Annotated in this window: 18 protein-coding genes and 1 pseudogene; 11 read left to right on the top strand and 8 right to left on the bottom strand. The window is 72.5% G+C overall.

Annotated features, from left to right (window positions below; all coding sequences use genetic code 11):
• The first annotated feature begins 89 nt into the window (after nt 1-89).
• The 4 genes and pseudogenes from mshA (at nt 90) to cobC (ending at nt 4209) form a co-directional block, all read left to right on the top strand.
• Complete coding sequence (gene mshA / locus ACFQO7_RS09845; RefSeq protein ID WP_376806067.1) at nt 90-1379, top strand: D-inositol-3-phosphate glycosyltransferase; 1290 nt, start codon at nt 90-92, stop codon at nt 1377-1379.
• A 15-nt stretch (nt 1380-1394) separates the two neighbouring features.
• Nucleotides 1395-1946 carry a type III secretion system chaperone family protein gene (locus ACFQO7_RS09840; protein WP_376806066.1) on the top strand — a complete coding sequence of 184 codons (552 nt, stop codon included), beginning with the start codon at nt 1395-1397 and terminating at the stop codon, nt 1944-1946.
• Nucleotides 1943-2926: pseudogene (locus ACFQO7_RS09835) on the top strand (cobalamin biosynthesis protein); the annotation flags it as partial. The gene ACFQO7_RS09840 and the pseudogene ACFQO7_RS09835, both read left to right, overlap by 4 nt.
• 254 nt (nt 2927-3180) lie before the next feature.
• Nucleotides 3181-4209, top strand: a complete 1029-nt coding sequence (gene cobC / locus ACFQO7_RS09830; RefSeq protein ID WP_376806065.1) for an Rv2231c family pyridoxal phosphate-dependent protein CobC — start codon at nt 3181-3183, stop codon at nt 4207-4209.
• A 154-nt stretch (nt 4210-4363) separates the two neighbouring features.
• Here the strand turns inward: cobC and ACFQO7_RS09825 are convergent, their stop codons facing one another.
• The 3 genes from ACFQO7_RS09825 to ACFQO7_RS09815 are packed head-to-tail and all read right to left on the bottom strand — an operon-like array spanning nt 4364 to nt 5931.
• Nucleotides 4364-4885, bottom strand: a complete 522-nt coding sequence (locus ACFQO7_RS09825; RefSeq protein WP_376806064.1) for an O-acetyl-ADP-ribose deacetylase — start codon at nt 4883-4885, stop codon at nt 4364-4366.
• 15 nt (nt 4886-4900) lie between these two features.
• On the bottom strand, nt 4901-5095 hold the full coding sequence (locus ACFQO7_RS09820; RefSeq protein WP_376806063.1) for a DUF397 domain-containing protein: 195 nt from the start codon (nt 5093-5095) through the stop codon (nt 4901-4903).
• Nucleotides 5096-5100: 5 nt separating this feature from the next.
• Nucleotides 5101-5931 carry a helix-turn-helix domain-containing protein gene (locus ACFQO7_RS09815; RefSeq protein ID WP_376806105.1) on the bottom strand — a complete coding sequence of 277 codons (831 nt, stop codon included), beginning with the start codon at nt 5929-5931 and terminating at the stop codon, nt 5101-5103.
• Nucleotides 5932-6138: 207 nt separating this feature from the next.
• Between ACFQO7_RS09815 and ACFQO7_RS09810 the strand changes: the two genes are divergently transcribed.
• Complete coding sequence (locus tag ACFQO7_RS09810; RefSeq protein WP_376806062.1) at nt 6139-6363, top strand: hypothetical protein; 225 nt, start codon at nt 6139-6141, stop codon at nt 6361-6363.
• The gene (locus ACFQO7_RS09805; protein WP_376806061.1) at nt 6360-6545 is read left to right on the top strand and encodes a hypothetical protein; all 186 of its coding nucleotides are present in this window, start codon (nt 6360-6362) and stop codon (nt 6543-6545) included. Before ACFQO7_RS09810 ends, ACFQO7_RS09805 begins: the two co-directional genes overlap by 4 nt.
• A gap of 113 nt (nt 6546-6658) precedes the next feature.
• Here ACFQO7_RS09805 and ACFQO7_RS09800 read toward each other — a convergent pair whose 3' ends face one another.
• From ACFQO7_RS09800 to ACFQO7_RS09785, 4 genes are all read right to left on the bottom strand, one after another.
• A complete protein-coding gene (locus ACFQO7_RS09800; protein ID WP_376806060.1) occupies nt 6659-8305 on the bottom strand; it encodes a serine/threonine-protein kinase in 1647 nt (548 codons plus the stop codon).
• A gap of 9 nt (nt 8306-8314) precedes the next feature.
• Nucleotides 8315-9901: a serine/threonine-protein kinase gene (locus ACFQO7_RS09795; RefSeq protein WP_376806059.1), complete on the bottom strand. Its 1587-nt coding sequence runs from the start codon at nt 9899-9901 to the stop codon at nt 8315-8317.
• Nucleotides 9898-11544: an FHA domain-containing protein gene (locus ACFQO7_RS09790; protein ID WP_376806058.1), complete on the bottom strand. Its 1647-nt coding sequence runs from the start codon at nt 11542-11544 to the stop codon at nt 9898-9900. Before ACFQO7_RS09790 ends, ACFQO7_RS09795 begins: the two co-directional genes overlap by 4 nt.
• A 288-nt stretch (nt 11545-11832) precedes the next feature.
• Complete coding sequence (locus ACFQO7_RS09785) at nt 11833-13110, bottom strand: hypothetical protein (protein WP_376806057.1); 1278 nt, start codon at nt 13108-13110, stop codon at nt 11833-11835.
• Nucleotides 13111-13264: 154 nt separating this feature from the next.
• Here ACFQO7_RS09785 and ACFQO7_RS09780 point away from each other — a divergent pair, with 154 nt between their 5' ends.
• Nucleotides 13265-15073: a LuxR C-terminal-related transcriptional regulator gene (locus ACFQO7_RS09780; protein WP_376806056.1), complete on the top strand. Its 1809-nt coding sequence runs from the start codon at nt 13265-13267 to the stop codon at nt 15071-15073.
• 379 nt (nt 15074-15452) lie between these two features.
• On the opposite strand, the gene ACFQO7_RS09775 is transcribed toward ACFQO7_RS09780, so the two are convergent.
• Nucleotides 15453-16199, bottom strand: a complete 747-nt coding sequence (locus tag ACFQO7_RS09775; protein WP_360531228.1) for a phosphoglyceromutase — start codon at nt 16197-16199, stop codon at nt 15453-15455.
• Between the two features lie 146 nt (nt 16200-16345).
• Here ACFQO7_RS09775 and ACFQO7_RS09770 point away from each other — a divergent pair, with 146 nt between their 5' ends.
• The 4 genes from ACFQO7_RS09770 (at nt 16346) to ACFQO7_RS09755 (ending at nt 21239) form a co-directional block, all read left to right on the top strand.
• A complete protein-coding gene (locus tag ACFQO7_RS09770; RefSeq protein ID WP_376806055.1) occupies nt 16346-17626 on the top strand; it encodes an MFS transporter in 1281 nt (426 codons plus the stop codon).
• 19 nt (nt 17627-17645) lie between these two features.
• Complete coding sequence (locus tag ACFQO7_RS09765) at nt 17646-18860, top strand: MDR family MFS transporter (protein ID WP_376806104.1); 1215 nt, start codon at nt 17646-17648, stop codon at nt 18858-18860.
• Nucleotides 18861-18868: 8 nt separating this feature from the next.
• Nucleotides 18869-20116, top strand: coding sequence for an MFS transporter (locus ACFQO7_RS09760; RefSeq protein ID WP_376806054.1), 1248 nt, complete (start codon nt 18869-18871; stop codon nt 20114-20116).
• A 220-nt stretch (nt 20117-20336) separates the two neighbouring features.
• Entirely contained in the window at nt 20337-21239 is a 903-nt protein-coding gene (locus ACFQO7_RS09755; protein WP_360531236.1) for a MurR/RpiR family transcriptional regulator, read from the top strand.
• Nucleotides 21240-21389: the final 150 nt, after the last annotated feature.

Below are 21389 nucleotides of genomic sequence, written 5' to 3'. Positions count from 1 at the left end.
TAGGCGGCGTGACGTCCCATCATCCGGGCTGCGACGATCGTCACGCCCAGATCGGGAAGACACCCGGCGGTCCCGATGTTGATCGACCTGTGAGCTCTCGTTCCCTCCCCCAGGGGCTGCCCAGACGGATCGCCACGCTCTCCGTGCACACGTCACCGCTGCACCAACCGGGCACCGGCGACGCGGGCGGGATGAACGTGTACATCGTCGAGGTGTCCAAACGCCTGGCCAAGGCCGGGATCGAGATTGAGGTCCTCACCCGGACCACCGGCGGCGACCTGCCCCCGCGTGCCGAACTCGCGCCCGGGGTGACCGTCCGGCACATCAGCGCCGGCCCGTACGAGGGCCTGGCCAAGGAGGACCTGCCCGCGCAGCTGTGCGCGTTCACGCACGGCGTGCTCGGCATCGAGGCGGCCCGCCCGCCCGGCCACTACGACCTGGTGGCCTCCCACTACTGGCTGTCCGGCCAGGTCGGCTGGCTGGCCAAGGACCGCTGGGGCGTGCCGCTCGTGCACACCGCGCACACCCTCGCCAAGGTCAAGAACCGGCAGCTGGCCGAGGGCGACCGCGCCGAGCCGATGGGCCGCGTCGTGGGGGAGGAGCAGGTCGTCGAGCAGTCGGACCGGCTCGTCGCGAACACCCCGACCGAGGCCCGCGAGCTGATCGACCTCTACAACGCGCCGCTGGAGCGCGTCGCCGTGGTCGCGCCCGGCGTCGACCTGGAGCGCTTCCGGCCCGGCGACCGGCTCGCCGCCCGCACCCGACTCGGCCTGCCGCCGACCGCCAAGATCGTCGCCTTCGTCGGCCGCATCCAGCCCCTGAAGGCCCCCGACGTGCTCATCCGGGCACTGGCCGAGCTGCGCGACCCCGACGCGATCGCGCTGATCGTCGGCGGCCCCAGCGGCTCCGGACTGGACCGGCCGACCGCGCTGATCGAACTGGCCGAGTCGCTGGGCGTACGCGACCGGGTCCGCTTCCTGCCGCCGCAGGCCGGGGACCGGCTCGCCGACGTGTACCGGGCCGCCGACCTGGTCGCGGTGCCCTCGCACAACGAGTCGTTCGGGCTGGTCGCGCTGGAGGCGCAGGCCTGCGGCACACCCGTCGTCGCGGCCGCCGTCGGCGGGCTCGTCACCGCGGTACGCGACGAAGTCAGCGGCGTGCTCGTCGACGGGCACGGCGCCGCCGACTGGGCCCGCGTGCTCGACCGGCTGCTCGCCGAGCCCGGCCGTCGTGACGAGCTGGCCCTGGGCGCGGTCAAGCACGCGTACGACTTCTCCTGGGACCACACGACCGCCCGGCTGCTCGACGTCTATCGTGAGGCGATGACCGAGCACCGGTCCCGCCGGCAGCTCGAACTCGCCGGCTGCGCCCGGTGGTGACCCGCTAGGAGCCTCATGACCACGGTCGCCGAGGCCTGCGAACTCATCGAGCAGGCCTGCGCCGAGCTGCCCCTGGACCGCACCGGCGAGAACTCGTACGTGGTGACCCTGCCCGGCACGCACAAGCTCAAGACGAACGTGAACCTCATCGTCGGCGAGCACGCGCTGCGGATCGAGGCGTTCGTGGTCCGCCAGCCCGACGAGAACCGCGAGGCCGTCTGGGCCTGGCTGCTACGCCGCAACGCCAAGCTGTACGGGGTCGCGTTCACCGTCGACGCCGTCGGCGACGTGTACCTGACCGGCCGGCTGCCGCTGGCCGCGGTCAACCCGCAGGAGCTGGACCGGCTGCTCGGCGCGGTGCTCGCCGCCGCCGACGAGTCCTTCGACACCCTGCTGGAGCTGGGCTTCAGCACCGCGATCAAGCGCGAGTGGCGCTGGCGGATCAGCCGCGGCGAACCCACCGACAACCTGCGCGCCTTCCGCCACCTCATGGACACCCCGGACGAGTTCGGCGACGCGGAGATCCTCGACACCGGCACCGACGTGCTCCCGGAACCCGGCCGATGAGACCACGCCAGGCGGACGCGCTCGGCATGCTGGCGGGAGTGGCGCTCGACGCGGCATTCGGCGACCCCCGCCGCCTGCACCCGGTCGCGGGATTCGGCAACTTCGCGAAGGTCGTGGAGCGGTACACGTACGCCGACTCGCGGCGGGCCGGGGCGGTGTTCACCACGCTGGCCGTGGGTCTGCCGGTGGCGGCGGCGGTGCTGGCGCACCGGGCCACCCGGCAGCGGCCGGTGCTGCGGGGCGTGCTGACGGCGGCCGGGACCTGGGCCGTGCTCGGCGGTCGCAGCCTGCGCCGCGAGGGCGGGCTGATGGCCGGGGCGCTGGAACGCGGCGACCTGCCCGCGGCCCGCGCCCGCCTGTCCCACCTGTGCGGCCGCGACCCGTCCACGCTGGACGAGCCGGAACTCGCGCGGGCGACGGTCGAGTCGATCGCCGAGAACTCCTCCGACGCGGAGGTCGCGCCGCTGGTCTGGGGCGCGCTGGCCGGGCTGCCCGGCCTGGTCGGCTACCGGGCGGTGAACACGCTGGACGCCATGGTCGGGCACCGGTCGCCGCGCTACGCCCGCTTCGGCACTGCCTCGGCGCGCCTGGACGACGCCGCGAACCTGCTCCCGTCCCGCCTCACCGCCGCGCTGTCCGTGGCTGCCGCGCCGCTGGTGGCGGGCTCGCCCGCGCGCACCGCCCGGACCTGGCGACGCGACGGCGACGCCCATCCGAGCCCCAACTCCGGCCAGTGCGAGTCCGCCTTCGCCGGAGCGCTCGGCGTACGCCTCGGCGGGACCAACGTCTACTTCGGCCGCTCCGAGACCCGCCCGCACCTCGGCGACGGTCCCGGACCCCTGGCCCACGACATCCGCCGCGCCGCGACCCTCTCCGCCGCCGTGGGCCTGGCCACCGCCACCCTCGCCGCCCTCACCCGCTTCGGCCGCCCCGCCCGCCTTGGCCGCTTCGGGTGCTCCGGGCGCTTCGGGCGAAGGAAGGGCACCTTCCCATCGCTATCCGTAGAGGAAGGGCACCTTCTTAACGGTCGACGTGGCTTGAGCAGTGGGTTCGGCTCCTGGTTGCGGCGGGGGTCGGCGGCGGCGGGCGGGTCGACGACGCCGTCCGGCTTCGGGACGGCCGGGTTCGGCTCCGGGACGGCCGGATCTAGAAGGTTTCTGGTCGCCAGGGCGACCACAACTCTTCTAGATCCGGAGGCGCGTCGCAGCCTGGCGGCGCGAAACGGGGCGAAGCGGTGACGGGAGGCTTCGATCTTGGGCACCACGGGGACGTGGAGGTCGGCCCGGGGCTGATCGACCTGGCGGTGAACGTACGCCAGGCTCCGCTCCCGGACTGGCTCGCCGAGCCGATCCAGCGGTCGCTGCACCGCCTCGACGCGTACCCCGACGGCACCGCCGCCCGTGCCGCGATCGCGGCCAGGCACCGCCGGGACCCGGACGAGGTGCTGCTCACCGCCGGTGCGGCGCAGGCGTTCACGCTGCTCGCGCAGGGGCTGCGCGACGCACGGCGACCCGTCGTGGTGCACCCGCAGTTCACCGAGCCGGAGGCGGCGCTGCTGGCCGCCGGGCACCTGGTCGACCGGGTGCTGCTGCCCGAGCCGTTCACCCTCGATCCGGACGCCGTACCGGCCGACGCCGACCTGGTGCTGCTCGGCAACCCCACCAACCCGACCTCGGTCGCCCACCCCGCCGACGCGGTCGCGAGCCTGGTCAGGCCGGGCCGCGTGCTCGTCGTCGACGAGGCGTTCGCCGACACGATCCCCGGCGAGCCGCACTCCCTGGCCGCCCGGCGCGACCTGCCGGGCCTCGTCGTGGTACGCAGCCTCACCAAGACCTGGGCACTGGCCGGGTTGCGCGTCGGCTACCTGCTGGCGGCACCGGAGTTGGTGCGCCGGCTGGCTGCCGTACAGCCGCTGTGGCCGGTGTCGACGCCGGCGCTCGCCGCGGCGGCCGTCTGCGCCGACGCCCACGCTGTCGCCGCCGAGGAAGACATCGCCCACGAGCTGGCCGCGCGCCGCGAACACCTGCTCAGCGCCCTGCGGCGACTGTCCGCGGTGGTCGTCGCGGGCACACCGGCCAGCTCGTTCGTGCTCCTCAAGGTCAACGATGGCTTGGGCGTACGCAGCCGCCTGCGCGACGCGGGCTACGCCGTGCGCCGCGGCGACACCTTCCCGGGGCTGGGCCCGGACTGGCTGCGCGTAGCCGTCCGCGACGAGCCCACCACCGACGCCTTCGTGACCGCCCTGCGAGCAACCTTGACCTGAGCTGTCGGCGAGTGGGTGCAGGCCGTCGGGCCTGGCTGGACGCCAGCGTCTACACAGCGTTTTCCGGTAATCGGCGATCGCATCCTTCTCAAGATCTGTTTTTGTGGACGATAGGCGCCCCTATAGGGGCGCCCAGCGTCCACAAAAACGGATCTTAGGCGGGGAAGGCCTCGTCCTGAAGCGAGAGCGCGGTCCGGTATGCGGCATCGTCGAACAGGACGAGCGTCGCCTCCTCGACCGGGGTCTCGGCCGAGCGCAGCACGTCCAGGGCTTGGCGGGCGGCGTCGTTGATCGGCCAGCGGTACACGCCGGAGGAGATCAGCGGAAAGGCGACGGTGCGCGCGCCAAGTTCGCCGGCCACCCGCAGCGCGTTGCGGTAGCAGTCGCGCAGCAGCTCGGACCGGTCCTCGGTGGCGCTGTACACGGGTCCGACGGTGTGCACGACCCAGCGCGCGGGCAGCTTGCCCGCCGTGGTGGCGACGGCCTGGCCGGTGGCGAGCCCTCGGCCGTAGTGGGACGCGCGCAGCGCCCGGCACTCGGCGAGGATCTCCGGACCGCCGTTGCGGTGGATCGCCCCGTCCACCCCGCCGCCGCCGAGCAGCGACGAGTTGGCCGCGTTGACGATGACGTCGACTTCCTGCCGGGTGATGTCCCCCTGGATGAGGTTCACCTGCATGACTTGCTCCAAAGATCAGCGGTCGAACTCGCCGGCTTTGACCCCGGCCAGAAAAGCGGTCCAGTCGTCAGCGGTGTAGGCGAGCACCGCGCCGCTCCGGTCCTTGCTGTCCCGAACACCGACGGTATCCGCCATGACCGCGATCTCGACGCAGTTCGCGCCCTGACCGTCACTGCGGCTGCTCTTCTTCCAGGCGGCGTGTTCGAACATGTCCATCATCCTCGATCAGCAAAAAGCCGGGCGGACTCCTCGACGCTCAAGGCACCTCCCACCAGCATCTCGAAAGACTGCCGGTGAGTGGCTATTTGAGCTTCGTCCTCAACGTACACGCCTTTGCCGAGGTGATCGAAGTGCACCAGACCTGGGTCAGCGGGCTCGGGGAAGTCCAGGATGACGACAGGTCGACCGTACGGGGCGTACACCGGCGAACTGAAGGGGACCAGGCGAAGCTCGATGTTCGGAGCCTTGCTCATGCGGGCCAGGTGCGCGAACTGCGCCCGCATCACGTCCGGGGTTCCGACCACGCAGTGCAGTGCTGCCTCGCCGATGATGGCCCGCAGCTGTATCGGATCGTCGCTGGTCAAGCGGGCCTGGCGCTTGAGCCGTGCATCGACGACTCGGTCAACACGTTCTGCCGTCGCCGTGGGCTGAGCCTGGCGGACCAGCGCGCGGGTGTAGTCGGCCGTCTGCAGCAGCCCTGGAATGAGCAGAGTTTCGAAGTTCGAGATCGATGAAGCGGCGCTTTCGAGACCGACATACAGGTTGAACCATTCCGGAAGTTCGTATGCCTGCCACCAGCCGCGCCTACCGGACTCACCTGCGAGCTGCACCAGCAGGTCCCGCTCGCTGCGATCGATCCCGCCGTATCGATCGAGCAGAAGTCGGACGTCGCCGGGGCGAAGTGGTGTCAACCCACGTTCAAGACGGCTGATCTTGGCGTCAGAGCCGCCGATGACCGCTGCGGCGTCGATCGTGGTCATGCCGTCCCTGCCGCGTAACTCGCGCAATCTGTAGCCGACGCGTCTCCGGATTGCAGTAGGGCTCATGGGCACGGTGACAGTCTGCAGGGACTTCGCAGTGTCTGTAAAGGAATCGGCAGCGGCCGTTGCCCATGCAGATTGCATGCGGCAGACTAAGTCAACCGTCCATATGAAACGGACAGCGCATCAGAGGTGTGCTGAAAAGCCGGAGGCGGGGCTGACTGGTTGGTCCCCGGCGCCCCGCCTCCCCACAACTCCACAAGGAGGTGGTTGATGGCAGTCTACGTGGCCGTCGCCGGGCTCGGCGCGGTCGTTCTCCTGGCCATGGTCGCCGGTTGGGTGCTGCGCGGACACGCGGCGAACTGGTGCGCACGCTGCGGCGGCGCTGTCGGCGCGATCTGCGGCGCGTGCGCGCACCGTGGGATGCGTGAGCAGGTCATGCGCACCCCGCCGCCGCTCGCCCGGCACAGGGTCGAGGCTGAGGCGGTGTCCGTGTGAGCAGTCCGCCGCAGGGCCACGCCCCGATTTCGGATGAGCTGGCGAGACGGTACTGGGAGGCCGTCGTCGTCCACGGCGACGACCCGGCGACCGACATGTGCGTGCACTGTCGGCGCAGCCGCTGCCCCGAGTGGGCGTACGCCGTGGAGCAGCTCATCCTCGCCGACCTCCTGGACCGCTGACCGCAACCTTCCCCAAGGTCATCGGACTTGCCTGGCACCTGTGGATATGCGTTCGCAAGATACGCACAGGTGCCAGGCAAGTCGAGCGATCTTGACTGAGCGGTCGGCTCAGGTCACTTGCAGGAGTACGTGAACTTCGACGAGCCCTGGACCACGCTCGGCTCCAGGATGCGCAGGGTGGCCTCGGCCTCCCGGCTGCCCTTGCCCTGGAAGCGCCAGAACAGGTGCACCTGCACACTGCGCTCGCCCTTCTTGACGGCCTGCTCCAGCATGCCCGAGGTCTCGCCGTCGTTGCGCAGCCACTCGTACTTGATGAGCCCGGCCTGGCCGTCGGTCTCGATGAGGCCGACCACGTCGACGTTGACGTTGCACTCGGCGGTGACCGGCGGGACGACGGGCGTGACGGTGACCTTGGTGACCTGGACCGCGTTGTTGCGTTCCTGCCACCAGTTCCAGCCGACATACCCCGCGATGACCAGCAGCGCGACCGTGGTCAGCGCGCTGAAGAAGGCGGCGATGCGCTTGCCGATCGTCTTCTTCGGCCGGGGCGGCGGGGCGGCCTGCGCGGCGGCCATCTGCCAGGCGGGCGGCGCGGGCGGCACACCCTGCCCGAAGCGCAGGTTCACGTCCGGCTGGGGCTGGTGCGCGGCGGGCGGCGCGGCGCGTCCGACCTGGTACGCACCGGACTTGCGCTGCTCCTCGGCGGCGCGGTTGCCGAGCCGGGTCGCGCCGTCCGGCGGCACCACGGGCATGACGGCGGTGGGCGGCGCGGTCCGTGGCGTCTGCGGCGGCACCGACGGCGGTCCGGAGTGCGAACCCCCGGCCAGCTGCACGGTCTCCTCGGCGCCGGGAGCACCGGCGGGCCGCTGACCGGGCGGCGCGGTCCACGGCTGCTGAGGCGGGAACGCCGGAGCCGCCGGCGACCCGGGCGCGGGCGCGGTGGGTGCGCCGGAGACCGGGGGAGCCGAGACCGGAGGCGCGGAGACCGGCGGGGCCGAGACGGGCGGAGCCGATACCGGCGGCGCCGAGACCGGAGCGGCGGAGAGCGGGTGCATCTGCGCGGCGAGCGCCTTCAGCGCGGCGCGGTCGCCGAAGCCGGGGATGCGCTGTGCCGCGGTGCTGAGCGTGGTCAGCGCCGCGGTGAGGCCCGCGCTGCCGCCGACGGCCTCGGCCTGCTGGCCGGCCTGGCGCAGCAACTGCTGGGTGTCGGCGTCGTGGCAGGCGTCGGCGAGCTGGGCCAGCAACCGGGACCAGCCGGCCGCGTCGTGCCCGGGGCCGGGCGTCGTGCCCAGCACCGCGTGCCCGTATCCGGCCTCGGCGAGCAGTGCCGCGCCACCGGCGCTGACGACCACGCCGTGCGCGTTCAGCTCGCCGTGGGCCAGCTGACCCTGGTGCAGCTTGAGCAGCGTCTGTGCGGTGTCGGTGGCGATCAGCGCGGCGACGGCGGGCGGCAGGGTCACCCCGGCCGCCAGCGCCTGCGCCACCGTCGGCGACGGGGCCGCGTTGGTGATCAGCCAGCTGTGCCGGCCCTCGGTCACCTGGTCGATGACGTTGAGCAGGCCGGGCACGCGCAGGCGGGCCTGGGCGCCGACGGCGTCGGCGAGCCGCCGCGCGGCGGCCGGGTCGGTCAGGCCCCGGTCCTCCAGGCGCAGCGCGCCGCGCTGCTTGCCCTCCGCTGTGGACACCGTGTGCCACGTGCCGAGCCTGCCTGCTCGACCCGCGTCCAGCAGGGTGTATTTGCCTCCGATGGAGTCGCTCAAGTCCTTCTCCTAGAAGATGCAGATGCCGTCGGAGACGATGGTCATGGGCTTGCTGGCTGGGCCGGCAGGCTTCGACGTGACAGTCAGTTGGATGCGGGGTACCTGAACCTGGTCATTGTGGAACGCAGCCAGTGACTCGGTTTCGATCACCGGCATGGTTGCACCTGCCGGCACCGATTGCGTCACGATGATCGGATCACCGACCTGCTTTCCAAAGCAATCAAGCTGGACGTAGGTGAATATCAGGGTGAAAGCACCGCCGTTGTTGGTGCGAACCGTGACCTGTGCACGTGTGTTGCCGCTGGTGGGTGGTGAGCTCTGGCAAATCCTGCCATACCAGCAGAACTCGCTGAGCACTATCGCGGTCACCTGGGTAGGTGCGGGCGGCGACACGGAAGGCGATGGCGAAGGCGACGGCTTCTTGCTGGGGCTCGGCTCCGGTTCGTCCGACGGGGACGGGCTCGGCGACGGCGACTCGCTCGGCGACGCGGACGGGCTCGGCGATGGGCTCAGTTCCAGGCTCGGCGACGGGGACGCGTCTGCGGTCGCGCTGGGCAGCGGGGACGGGTTCGCGGCCGGGCTCGTCGGCCACAGCGCCGCGGCTCCCGCGCCGCCCAGGACCAGCACCAGCGCGGTGACGCTGGCAGCCGTGGTGAACGCCTTGCGGGACATGCCGAGGATGGTCGTGCCGATCGCGGTGGCGTTGGCCTGCACCGCGGCCAGCGGGAACAGCAGCGCCAGCAGCAGCGCGCGGCGGGCCAGCTTGCTGCGGCCCTCCTCCTCCCACTCGGGCCCGTACCCGGCTCCGGCGACGGCCTCCAGCTCGCGCAGGAACGTCGCGGCGTCCTTGGGGCGCTGCTTGGCGTCCTTGGCCAGGCCGCGGCGCACCAGCCCGCGTACCGCCTCGGGCACCAGCTCCACCGGGACCGGCGCCTGCTCGTGCTGGCGGCGCAGGCCCTGGATGTCGCCGGGGGCGCGGAACGGCGGCTGCCCGGCCAGGCACTCGAAGAACGTGGCGGTGGCCGCGTAGATGTCGGTGGACGGGCTGGCGGGGGCGCCGGCCCACTGCTCGGGGGCCATGTACGAGGGCGTGCCCGCGAGCGGGCCCTGGCGGCCGCTGCGCGCGGAGATGCCGAAGTCGGCCAGCTTGCTCTGGCCCTCGCCGTTGACGAGCACGTTCTCGGGCTTGTAGTCGCGGTGCACGACGCCGCGGTCGTGGGCGGCGGCCAGGCCGAGCAGCGAGCCCTTGAGCACCACCAGGGCGGCCTCGGGCTCGGTGGGGCCCTGCTCGCGCAGGATCGCGCGCAGCGCGACGCCGTCGACCAGCTCCATCACGATCGCCGCGCCGCCGGGCGCTTCGATGTACTCGTACAGCCGCGCGACCTGCGGTGACTCCACTTCGGACATGACCCGGGCCTCGGCCCGGAAGGCGCGGATGAAGTTCTCGTCGTCGCGCAGGTGCTCGGCCAGGTACTTGATGGCGACCTTGACCTGGGTCGCCTCGTGCTCGGCGAGGACCACCAGCCCGGACGCACCGCGCCCCAGCTCCCGGATCTCCACATATCCGGGCACGGTCCACATAGCAGGCTGAGTCATGCCGTCACCTCCGCGGTCGCGGCCTTGCGGGACTTGATGAAGCCGGTCAGCTTGCGGAACAGCCGGTACCAGATCGGGAACATGATCAGGCCGATGCCCAGGGCGATGACCAGCACGTCGATGCCGGGCGGCAGGTACTCCTCGACGAGCCCGCCGAGCCTGTCGCGCCAGGCCAGGAAGCCCAGCAGGACGAACAGGCCGGTGCCGACGACGGCGGTGAAGCCGTACGCCGCCATGCCTATCTGCTTGATGCCGGGCTTGCGGCCGGCCTTGATGTCGGACCAGATGCCCTTGGTGAAGTACGCCGAGGCCTCCTCGCGCAGGCGCGGCAGGCGCAGCCCGTCCGCGAGCGCCTGGTAGCCGTCCAGCGGCATCAGCGGGTTGAGGTTGTACAGCGTGTTCAGGTAGAGGCCGAAGGCGAGCTGGTAGGCGATGCCGGAGACCTGCGGCGCGGGCACCCAGGCGGCGACCGCGGCGAGCATCCCGGCGATGGCCGCGGTGGACAGCGGTCCGGACAGCGTCACCACGATGCGCGACCAGCGGCTGCCGAACCACATGTCCGAGGTGTCGACGAAGGCGAACGGCATGCCCATCATCAGCATGAACCCGCCCCGGGTGACGGTGCGGCCGTAGGACTTCACGGCCAGCGCGTGCGCCGACTCGTGCACGATCAGCGCGAACAGGTAGCCGGCGGCGATGACCACCGCGCCCCAGACGCCCGCGCCGTTGATGTCGAACAGGTTCTGGCTGCCGCTCGCCACGGTCATCGCGTAGATGCCGCCGATGATGCAGAACCAGAGCCCGGCCACGCCGGTACGGGTGAAGAAGCGCCAGCCGAACGACCGGTACATCTTCGTGAACACCCCGTCCAGGCCCTTGACCGACACCTCCGTGCGCAGCAGCAGCTTCAGCACCGCCTGCCCGAACCGCTTGAGCAGCGGCGGCTTCTCGGCCTCGCGCTGGCCGTGCACGCCGCGCACCAGTTCCAGCGCCGCGAACGTGCGCAGCGTGCGCTCGATGCGGGGCAGCGCGAGTTCGCCGTAGCGCTGGGCGTACGCGAAGAGCAGGTCGCGGACGGTGTTCTCGCCGTCGAGCTGGTGCCACAGGAACACGTCGCGCTCGTCGAGCTGCAGGTACTGCCCGGTGCGGGTGTTGCGCAGCACCCATTGCTGGTCACCGCGCATGTCCGGCACCTGTTTGAGGGCCCAGCCGCTGCGTCGCCGCGGCCGGGCCGTCAGCGGGCCGGTGGCCGTCGGCGCGCTCTCCGGCTGCCCGGCGGGGAGCAGGATGCTGTGTTCGACGCCGCGCACCATCGTCTTGGAGCCGATCGCCGCCGAGCGCGGCTGCGCGAATCGCAGTGGTATGTCGCCGATGTGCAGTTCGGACTCGTCGGGCAGCGGGGCCCAGTCGCCGTGGAAGGTGCGCCGGCCGATCGTGGTGCCGTTGAACGAGTTGAGGTCCTCCAGGTGGAAGCCCTCGGCGTTGCGGACGACCCGGGCGTGGTGGCGCGAGACGCTGGCGTCGTCGAGCACGATGTCGTTGTCGGGGGCCCGGCCGATCGTGGTGTGCGGCTTGACCAGCGGGTGCACCCGCTCACCTGCGGCGTCGTGCCAGCGCAGCTCCGGCGCCGCGTAGGACTCCACCACAGCGCCCTTGCGGAGAGTGCCGCAGTGCAGGCAGTAGGGATAGTCCCGCCGCAGGTGCACATGGCAGGCGTGGCACAACATCGTTCGGCCTTTCCAGGGGTCTTTCCGGGGTATGGGGCTGTGCGGCGAGCCGAATCATAGGCGTCCGAACGGGCGCACGCTCTCGGCTGACTGCTTTACGACGGTGATCCGTTCAGGCGGTTCGTCTATGCCTGGAGCGGCTGCCGGGCAGCAGAGGTGCGACGGGGGCGCACACCCCTGCTGCCCGGTGTCTGGTGCGGACGGTCAGGCGGTCGCCGAGGCTTGCGTACCGTCCTCGTCGGACTTGAAGACCTTGCCCGCCACCGCGCCCGCGACGCCGCCCGCGACCGCGCCCGCGGCCAGGCCGGCCCCGCCGATGAGCAGCTCCTCGGTGCCGATGCCGTCCGAGCTGTCGCTCGCGGCGGCCGCCGGGTCGGCCGGCACGGCCGGTGCGGCCGAGCCGGGCTGGGCCGGGTCGGCGGCGCCCGGGGTCGCGGTCGGGTCGCCGGACTGCACGACCACCACGACCGGGCCGGACTCCTCGACCGGCGTGGGCACCGGGTCCGCGGCGGGCGCGGGGGCCGGAGCGGGGTCGGGCGCGGGAGCCGGTTCCGGAGCCGGGGCCGGCTCGGGGGCGGGCTCCGGCTCGGGCTCGGGCTCGGGCTCGGGCTCGGCAGGTTCCGCCGGTTCCGCGGGCTCGGCCGGTTCCGGGTCGGGGTCGGCCGGGAAGAGGTCGAGGTCCGGGGGCAGGTGGATGGGCGGGATCCACGGGCCCGGCGGCTCCGGCTCGGGGTCCGGGTCCAGCGGCGGGAAGTCGAAGTCCGGCGGCAGGTGGATCGGGGGGATCCACGGGCCCGGGTCGGGGTCCGGGGTCAGCGGGGGCAGCTCGAAGTCCGGCGGAAGGTGAACGATCGGCGGCACCAGCGGCTCGGGGTCCGGGTCGGGAGTCAGCGGCGGCAGCTCGAAGTCCGGCGGCAGCTCGATGATCGGCGGCACGATCGGGTCCGGCTCGGGGTCCGGCACCAGGGGCGGCAGCTCCAGGTCCGGCGGCAGCTTGATCGGCGGAATCAGCGGCTCCGGGTCCGGCTCCAGCGGCGTGAGTTCGAGGTCCGGGGGCAAGTGGATGGCGTCGGGCAGCGGCAGCGGGGGCGGCGGCAGCGGCTCGTCCTCGGGCTCCGGGGTGAGGTCCTCGGGGGCGATCGGGATCAGGTCGACCGGGGTCAGCGGCGGAGGCGGAGGCGGCGGGGGCGTCGGGTCGTCCGGGGGCTCCGGCAGGTCGGGCAGCTCGGGTATGGCCGGTGTCAGGTCGGCGGGCGAGATCAGACTGCCGAGGCCGCCGGTGCCGATGCCGGACTTGGACAGGCGTACGCCGAGGGCGGTGGGCCCGGCGCCGGCCGAGGCGTCGGCGAGCCCGCGCAGCTGGTCGGTCTCGTCGGCGGTGAGGCCGTACTGCGCGGCGACGGCGTCCGGGTTGGCCCGTGCGTGCCGGGCGAACTCCGGGTCCACCGCCATCCTGGCGATGAGATCGCGGAACTGGGACATCGGGGGCTCCCTTTCGGTGGGAGGGGGGCGTTCGGGGCGGGGGCGTTGCGAGGTGACTTCACGCTAGGTCCGCTAGGGGACTGCGCACATCGCGGCGAGTACGTAACTTCTGCACCGGGGGTGCCTGCGTACCGACCCGGAGAGGGGAGGCGTCGTGGACCGACGAGAGGCCGCCGAGCTGCTGCGGGAGCGCACCGGCCGCTCCGTCGCGCCCCGCCTCGTGGAGCAGTTGCTGCGGCGTACCGACGCGGACCCGACAGTGCTGGCGGCGATCGCCGACCAGGTCGACGCCGACGGGGACGGGCTGCACCGGCTGCCGCTGCGCTGGCCCGACGAGCTGGCCGAGCCGGTGCGTGCCGCGCTGCGCTCGCTGACGCCCCAGGCCCGCGAGACGGTGACCGCGGCCGCCGTGATCGGACGGGAGTTCGACCTGGCCATCCTGGAGGGCGCCTGTCCCGACACCGACGTCCTGAGCGGCCTGGACGACGCCGCCGAAGCCGGGCTGGTCCGCGAGCAGGGTCCTCAGGTGTACGGCTTCGTGCGCGCGCTGGACCGCGAGGTCTGCTACGACACGCTCGGCGCACGGGCTCGCGCGGCACTGCACGAGCGCGTCGCGGCGGTGCTGACCAGGCTCGGCGCACTCGGCGGGACCCGGGCGGCGACCCTGCCGGAGCTGGCGCACCACACGGCGGAGGCAGCGGCGCTGGGTGGGGCGGCCCGGCTGGACGCCGCCGTGGCCGCCTCCGCCACCGCTGCGGCCGCCGCCGACGAGGAGGGCGCGTACGACCTGGCCGGGGGGTACTACGCGCAGGCCGCCCTGTTTGCGGGCCGGGCCGGGTGGACTCCGGCGCAGGCCGGACGGCTGCTCGCGGCCTCGGGCACGGCCCGGCTGCGGGGCGCGGGCAGCCCGGCGGCCCGCGAGGCGGGGCGGGCGTCGCTGACCGGCGCGCTGCGGCTGGGGTTGCGAGCGGGCGACGTCGGCCTGATCGCGGCGGCGGCACTTGGTCTGGGGCCACGCCCGAGCGCGGGGGCGCTCGCCGGGGCCACCGCGCGGGCACCGGAAGCGGGGGCGCGTCCCCGGCCGGGCACGGTGCCCGGACCTGCGGCGCGGGCTCCGGGATTGAACCCCGGACCCGTGGCGGGGGGCCCAAAATCGCGCTTCGGAGCGGTTGCCGGGAGTGGGGTGGGTTCGCCGGCGAGCACGGGCGTGCCGTCCTTCGCGCCTGACCCGGTGCGGCTGGCGGCGCTGCGGGACGCCTGTGCGGCGCTGCCCGCCTCGGGTCTGTCGCCTGACCAGCACTCCGCGGCGGCGCGGCTCATGGCGCGCCTGGCCGACGAACTGGGCGAGGCGGAACTGGCGCTGCGCGCGCTGGACCTGGCGCGCGCGGGCGGAGATCCGCGCGCGGTCGCGGAGGCGCTGCTGGTCGTGGGGGACCGACTGGACCAGGTGGTACGCGAGGCCGCCGCGCTGGGTGACGCCGAGCTGCAGGCGCGGGCATACGACCTGGCTGCGGCGGACGCGCTCCGGCGGGGTGAGAAGGCTCGCGCCGAAGCGCTGCTGGCGCAGACGGCGGCGCTCGGCGAGGGCCGCCCCACGGCGTTGGTGCGCTGGTACGCGCTGCGGGCCGCGGCAGAGCTGGCCGCTCTGCGCGGCCGTCCGGACCCGGCGGCGGCCGATCGGGCGCTGGCCGCCGGGCAGCTCGTCGACCCGGCCGCGGCCGAGGCGGCGGACCGGGCGCTGCGGGACTGGTCCGGTGCGGACACCGGGCCGGGCGGGTTGACCGCCCGCGAGCGCGAGGTGCTGGCCTGGGCCCTGCGCGGCGCGCCCGCCAAGGAGATCGCGAGCGCCCTCGTGCTCGGCGAGCGGACCGTGGAGACCCACCTGGCCAGCATCTACCGCAAGCTCGGGGTGCGGACCCGGATCGAGTTGATCAAGAAATGGGGAGGCGGTAGCCCATCGTAGAGGCGGCGGTTACCAAGTGTGACGAATGAGATTCGCAAATGACTGGACGGCCACTTGACCAGCGGCGTAGCGTCTCTTTCAAGCGCATCGCTCGATGAAACCCGGGGGATGGCCCAGCCGATCAATTATCGGTTGTGGCGCCGAGCGGATGCGCCGGGGGATGGGTGGCACCACGCCGTTGGGGGACGGCCGCCACCTGAGACCGGTCGGCCGGCCGGCGACGCTAACGGGGGTGAGCGTCGCCGCCGGCCACCGGCACATCCAGCCCCCACCACCGACCCCGACCCCCACCTGGCGCAACTCTTAAAGACTTGCGCCTTCAGTCGTGTCCTGAGAGCGCGAGTCTTTAAGAGTTGCCGCAAGGTGGGGGGACGACGGGTCAGCGGCCCTGGTTGGCGACGGCGGCGGCGGCTTCGGCGGCCGCGGCGGGGTCGAGGTAGGTGCCGCCCTTGGTGATCGGGCGCAGGTTCTCGTCGAGGTCGTAGCGCAGCGGGATGCCCGTCGGGATGTTCAGGGCGGCGATGGCCTCGTCGGAGATGCCGTCCAGGTGCTTGACCAGGGCGCGCAGCGAGTTGCCGTGGGCGACCACGAGCACCGTGCGGCCCGTGCGCAGGTCCGGGATGATCGCGTCGTACCAGTACGGCAGCATCCGGCCGACGACGTCCTTGAGGCACTCCGTACGCGGCTTCAGCTCGTCCGGGAGCTGCGCGTAGCGCGGGTCGGCCACCTGCGAGAACTCGTCGTCGTCGGCGATCGGCGGCGGCGGGGTGTCGTACGAGCGGCGCCAGAGCATGAACTGCTCCTCGCCGTACGTGTCGAGGGTCTGCTTCTTGTCCTTGCCCTGCAGCGCGCCGTAGTGGCGCTCGTTGAGCCGCCAGCTGCGCGACACCGGGATCCAGGACCGGTCCGCCGCGCCGAGCGCGATCTCGGAGGTCCGGATGGCGCGCTTGAGCACGCTGGTGTGCACCACGTCGGGCAGCAGTGCGTGTTCCTTGAGCAGCTCGCCGCCGCGGCGCGCCTCGGCCTCGCCCTGGGCGTTCAGGTCCACGTCGACCCAGCCGGTGAAGAGGTTCTTGGCGTTCCATTCGCTGTAGCCGTGCCGCAGCAGCACCAGTGTTCCAACCATGACCGACATCCTCTCTGATCGCCGTCAAGGGCCTGTGAGCAGCCCCACGTGACGACCACCACGTGAAATCCGAGGTGACTTCCGTCGTACCGGCGGCCTAGGTTGTAAGGCACCGAGTGGGGTTGCGAGCATTACAGGGGTGCGGCGTGCGGGGCTGGTTGGCGCAGACGGCGGGTGGACTGCCGAAGATCTTCTGGTATCTGTGGACCGGCACCCTGATCAACCGAACCGGCGCGTTCGTGATGCTGTACCTCGAGATCCACATGGTGGTCGAGTACGGCTTCTCGCCGACCTTCGCCGGTCTCGTGCTCGGCCTGTTCGGCGGCGGCATGGCGCTCGGCTCGCTGGCCGGCGGCGTGCTGGCCGACCGCTGGGGCCGCCGCTCCTCGCTGCTGCTGTCCAACGTCGCGCTCGCGGCTACCGCGGTGGTGCTCGGCTTCGTGTTCCAGCCGGTCGCGGTCGCCGCGCTGGCCGCGGTGTACGGCTTCTGGAACGGGCTGGGGCGTCCCGCCTTCTCGGCGACCATGGTCGACGTGCTCGGCCCGAGCCTGCGCATGCGCGGCATGAACCTCAACTACTGGGCCATCAACCTGGGCTTCTCGTGTGCCGCGGTGCTGGCCGGCGTGCTGGCGCGCACCCCGCACCTGACCGTGTTCCTGCTCAACGCGGCGGCCCAGCTGACCATGGCCGCGATCGTGTTCTGGCGGGTGCCGGAGACCCAGCCGGTCGAGACCGTGCTGCCGGGCACGGGTGGCCGGGCGCGGGCCACGGCCGTACGCGTGCCGGTCGAGGGCAGCATCGCGACGGTGCTGCGCGACCGGGTCTTCATGACCTTCGTGCTGCTCAACCTCGGACTCTGGATCATCATCGAGTCCTGCAAGCTGATCCCCATCGCGATGCACCAGCGGGGCATGGACGCCGCCGACTACGGCACGGTCATCGCCGTCAACGGCATCATGATCGTCGCCTTCCAGCTGTTCGTGCCGAAGCTCCTGGCGGGCCGCAACCGCAGCCGGGTGCTGGCGCTGTCGGCGCTGCTCGTCGGCTTCGGCATGGGCGCGACCGCGATCGCCGGCACGGTGCCCATGCTGATGCTGACCGTCGTCGTGTGGACCGCGGGCGAGATGCTGAACGCCCCGGTCAACGGCACGCTGATCGCCGACCTGTCGCAGCCCGCGATGCGGGGCCGCTACCAGGGCGTCGCCTCGATGGGTTTCACCGCCGCCAACTTCGTCGCCCCGGTGGCCGGTGGCGCGCTGCTCCAGTACGCCCCGCCCGCCACGCTGTGGCTGGTGCTGGCCCTGCTGGGCGTCGTCGTCGCGGTCGGTCAGCTGCTCAGCGGCCCGGTCCGCGAGCGCCGCGCCCGCGCCCTGGCCGAGCCGAAGCCGGTCGTGGAAGGAGCGGACCTTGCCTCCGTCGCCGCGTGAGTCCGACCGCCCTGGTGGGGTGCGGCGCTGGTTCGCCGAGACCGTGGGCGGGCTGCCCGCCACGTACTGGTACCTGTGGACCGGGTCGCTGATCAACCGGGCCGGCGGCTTCGTGATCGTCTACTTGACGATCTACCTGACCACCGTGCAGGGCTTCTCGCCGTCGCAATCCGGCCTGGTGCTGGGGTTGTGGGCGGCGGGCGGCGCGATCGGCACCATGGCGGGCGGCGTCGCGGCCGACCGGATCGGGCGGCGGATAACCCTGCTCGTGGCGCACCTGGGCGGCGTGGTGCTGCTGGTGTCGTTGGCCTTCGCCCAGGGTTTCTGGATGATCGCGCCGCTGACGTTCCTGTTCGGGCTCGTCGGCGAGGCGTCGCGGCCGGCCTTCCAGGCGCTGATGGTGGACGTGGTGCCCGAGAAGGACCGGCTGCGCGCGTTCACGCTCAACTACTGGGCCGTCAACGTGGGCTTCGCCGTGGCGGCGACGCTGGCCGGGCTGGCCGCCGCGGCCGAGCCGAAGCTGATCTTCCTGGTGGACGCCGCGACCGCGCTCGCGCCGTTCCTGTTCATCCTGCTCCAGGTGCGCGAGCCGAAGCGGGAGCGGCCCGCGGCCGCACCCCATGCGCCGGTCGAGCGGGCGGGCATCGGCACGGTGCTGCGCGACCGGGTGTTCCTCGGGTTCGTCGCGGTGAACCTGCTGATCTCGTTCGTGTTCATGCAGCACCTGTCCACGCTGCCCATCGCGATGACCGGCGACGGCATCCCCGCGCAGCAGTACGGCCTGGTCATCGCGCTCAACGGCGTGCTCATCGTGGCCGGGCAGCTGTTCATCCCCAAACTGATCAGGTCGTACGACCGCTCGCGGGTGCTCGCCGTGGCGGCGCTGATCATCGGGCTGGGCTTCGGGCTGACCGCGTTCGCCGACTCGGCCGCCTTCTACGCGCTGACCGTGCTGATCTGGACGGTCGGCGAGATGCTGAACTCGCCGTCGAACTCGACGCTGACCGCCGCGCTGTCCCCGGCCGCGATGCGTGGTCGTTACCAGGGAGTGATGTCGCTGTCCTGGTCGGTGGCCGGATTCGCGGCCCCGGTGCTCGGCGGCTACGTGCAGCAGCACCTCGGGGACGAGGCGCTGTGGCTGGGCTGCGGTGTGATCGCTATCGTCGCGGCGGCCGGTCAGCTCTGGTCGGGCCCGGCCCGCGAGCGGCGGGCCGAGGCGCTCCAGGCGGTGTGAGGACGGGTATGCGGTTCGTACGGGAGTCGGTGAGCGGGCTGCCGCGCACCTTCTGGATGCTCTTCTCGGCGATGCTCGTCAACCGGGTGGGCGCGTTCGGCATGCTGCTGCTCCCGATCTACCTGACCACCGCGCGCGGCGCGTCCGTCGCCGTCGCCGGCCTCGTGGTCGGCGCGTATGGAGCCGGGGGCGCGGGCGGCACCCTGCTGGGCGGGGTGCTGGCCGACCGGTGGGGGCGCAAGGCGACGTACCTCGCGGGCACGACCACGGCCGCGGCGCTGATGGTCGGGCTCGGCCTGGCCCGGCCGATCTGGCTCATCGCGGTGCTGGCCGCCGCCGTCGGCCTGGCGCACTCGCTGCCCGGCCCGGCCGTGGTCGCCGCCATCGTCGACGTGCTGCCCGAAGCCGACCGCTCGCGCGCCTTCAACCTGCAGTTCTGGGCGTTCAACATGGGCGGTGCGATCGCCGCGGCGCTGGCCGGGGTGATCGCCGAGTTCAGCTTCCTCGCCCTGTTCCTCATCGACGCGGGCATGACCGCGGTGACCGCACTGCTGGTCTGGCGGCTGGTGCCGGAGACCCTGCGGCGCGGGCGGGCCGCCACCGCGGGCCGCTCCGGGCAGCGGGGCGGGCTCGGGGTCGTGCTGCGGGACCGGGTGTTCCTGACCTTCGTCGGGCTGACCTTCCTGCTGGCCCTGCTCACCGTGCAGGGGCAGTCGATCCTGCAGCTGGCGATGGAGGGCGACGGGCTGCGCCCGTCCGCGTACGGACTGGTCGTCTCGCTGGGCGGGGCGATGATCGTGGTGGGGCAGCTGTTCGTGCCGCGCCTGATCGGGGCACGCCGGCACGCGGTCGTGCTGGCGGCGGCGTTCGCGCTGCTCGCGCTGGGATACAGCACGGTCTTCCTGGCCGATCGGCTCTGGGTGTACGTGGCCGCGGCTTCGGTGTGGACGGTCGGCCAGATGCTGGCCGCGCCGCCGAACGCCTCGATCATCGCGGAGCTGGCCCCGACCGCGTTGCGCGGTCGCTACCAGGGCGTCTTCTTCCTGGTGTTCCCGGCGGCCGGGTTCGTCGCGCCGTCGGTGGGCGGCTGGAGCCTGCAGCACCTCGGCCCGTGGCACTGGCTGGTGTGCGGTGCGGTGGGTCTGCTGGGCGCGGCGGGTCACCTGTGGACGTCCCGCCGGCGCGAGGCGCGGGCCGCGTCGATCCGGGCGGCGGAGATCGCCCTACAAGAGACGGTCGAGCCCGCTTTCGCCTGATCGGCATGGGATCGCGACGCACCGTCGGCGTGAGCCGCAGTGTCGTGATAATCGGGTGACATCGACTCCACCGAATGGCCGATCGGGCGCTCATCCCATCGAAGGATGTCGCAAAGTAACGGTTTGAAAACGACCGACGTGACTGTTGACACAGCGCCAAATTAAGTAAGAATTCTTTCCACATACAGTTAACACTCCTTCCTAAAAGAGGTTGACGAACGTGGAACGAGGCGCGTACCCGACGGCCGGCACGGACAGCGTGCTCGCCCGTTTGCGCGCCAAGCTTCCCGAGTTCACGGGCGCTCTGCGGCGGGTCGCCGAACAGGTGCTCACCGATCCCTCCGGCGCCTCGCGCGCCACCATCGTCGAACTCGCCGAGCGCTCGCACACCTCGCCCGCCACCATCACCCGGTTCTGCCGGGCGGTCGGCTTCGAGGGATACGCCGATCTGCGGCTGGCCATCGCGGGGGAGACCGGCCGCGCCGCCCGCTCCGCGGGCTGGGTCGTCGACATCGGACGCGAGATCGAGCCGGGCGACCCGCTGGAACGCGTGCTCGGCCAGATCATGGCGGCCGACACGCGGGCCATGCAGGACACCGCCGCGATGACCGACCTGGTCGAGGTCGAGCGCGCCGCCGACGCCATCGCCGCCGCCGACCGCGTCGACATCTACGGGGCCTCCGGCTCCGCCCTGGTCGGCGCGGAGATGCAGTTCTCGTTGCACCGCATCGGCATCGCCGCCTGGTCCTGGCCCGACGTGCACAACGGCCTGGCCAGCGCCGCGCTGCTGAGCGCCGGTGACGTCGCGCTGGGCATCTCGCACTCCGGCCAGACCCGGGAGACCATCGAGATGGTCGCCGAGGCCGGCAGCCGCGGCGCGATCACGGTCGCGCTCACCAGCTTCCCCCGCTCGCCGCTGGCCGACGTCGCCGACGTCGTGCTCACCACGGCGACGCAGGCCACCACGTTCCGGCCGGACTCGCTCTCGGCCCGGCACCCGCAGCTGGTCGTGCTCGACCTGCTGTACATCGCCGTCGCGCAGCGCACCCACGAGCGTGCGCACGCGGCGTTCCAGCGCACCGCCCAGGCGGTCGCCGGCCACCGCCTCCGGGAGGTGGTGTGAGCGATGTCCACCCGCACGGCCCCGGGCCGTCACATGAACTCCGGCGCATCTGTGCCGGTAGACGCGGCGACGTCGAACGACGCACCGCTGCGGTATCTGGTCACGCCCCGCGGCGTGACGTTTCCCGGTCTCCCCGGGGAAGCGCAACCC

The sequence above is a fragment of the Catellatospora aurea genome, assembly GCF_042663325.1.
Lineage (GTDB): Bacteria > Actinomycetota > Actinomycetes > Mycobacteriales > Micromonosporaceae > Catellatospora > Catellatospora aurea.
This window is presented reverse-complemented; position numbering and strand designations above follow the sequence as displayed.